This is a genomic window from Bradyrhizobium macuxiense (assembly GCF_007993935.1).
In the GTDB taxonomy this organism is placed as follows: domain Bacteria; phylum Pseudomonadota; class Alphaproteobacteria; order Rhizobiales; family Xanthobacteraceae; genus Bradyrhizobium; species Bradyrhizobium macuxiense_A.
Map to the genome: position 1 here is coordinate 1 of NZ_VITY01000048.1, position 1,098 is coordinate 1,098.

A 1,098-nucleotide genomic window follows, 5' to 3' on the forward strand; every position below is an offset into this window, starting at 1 on the left:
ACGTGGATACGGCGAGCCTCCACGCCGGTGAGCTTCTCCATGTCGGCGATCACGGGGCCGAGCGTGTGCCCATCGAAGGGATTGCCGTGCAGGGCCTTGGCGTGAAGCACGAACTGGCCGCCCTTCGGAGACGTCACGGGGGTGGCGATACTGACCTTGCAGCCGAACTCGTAGGGCGCGCGGGCCTTACCCTTGCCGATGCACTCGATCTCCGGGGCGTGCAATGCATAAACCTTTGGACCGCGCTGGTGCTGATCCTGGCTGCGCACCTGCTGCGCTAAACCGAGCAACGGGCCGAAGCGAGCTTCCAGCGCTGTATCGCCATCAATCTTGCGGCGGATGTCGCGGATGATCCGGCCGAGCCGTGTCCGCAGGAACTTGAGCTGCCGCCGGGCGCGTTTGAACTGGTGGGCGTGGGTATAGCGGCCGACCATGATGGCGGCGCGCTTGGCCAGGCGCAGATAGCTCTGGCGCAGCGGCACACGGTTGCGCCTGGCGAGCCCGACCAGCTTGACGATTGCTCGATGCATCAGCCGCGCGTCGGTCGGATGGGCGACCGCCTTGGGCTGCACCGTGGTATCGACGACCACCCGTTCCAGGTCCTTCGCGCCGATCGCGCCGGTCTTGTGCGCCACCGACAGACTTTCCTGGATCAGCGCGACAAGCTGCTCCTCGCCGAGCCGCTGCCGCCAGCGCGTCATCGACGATCGATCGAACGGCAACCGGTGGCAGAAGCTCAATTCGCCGCAGAAGTGCTGGTAATAGGGGTTCTCGATCCAGCGGGCGCATAGCGCTTCATCCGACAGGTTGTGCATGTGCTTCAGAATGAACAGGCCGGCGATCAGCCGCGTCGGCAAGCCCGGCTGCCCTGACCCCGCCTGGCACACCGAACCAAAGCGCTCATTCAGCACGTTCCAGTCGATCAGCGCCGCCAACCGCACCAGCGGATGACCCATGTCGATGATCTGATCCAGGGCCGGAAGCAGCAGGTCCTTCTGGCGATCATCCCGCGGTTTGCTCATCGCATTCCCCAATGTCGACGACGCCGTCAGGGAATCACGAACCGCCCAAAAACGAAATCCCAAAACGCAGGAAAGC

At 64.3% G+C, this 1,098-nt stretch carries 1 protein-coding gene; it reads right to left on the reverse strand.

All coding sequences use genetic code 11. The features are described 5' to 3' along the window. On the reverse strand, positions 1 to 1,022 hold a 1,022-nt coding region (locus FBZ93_RS40395; RefSeq protein WP_146993232.1), incomplete at its 3' end, for an IS5 family transposase. Positions 1,023 to 1,098 lie beyond the last annotated feature (76 nt).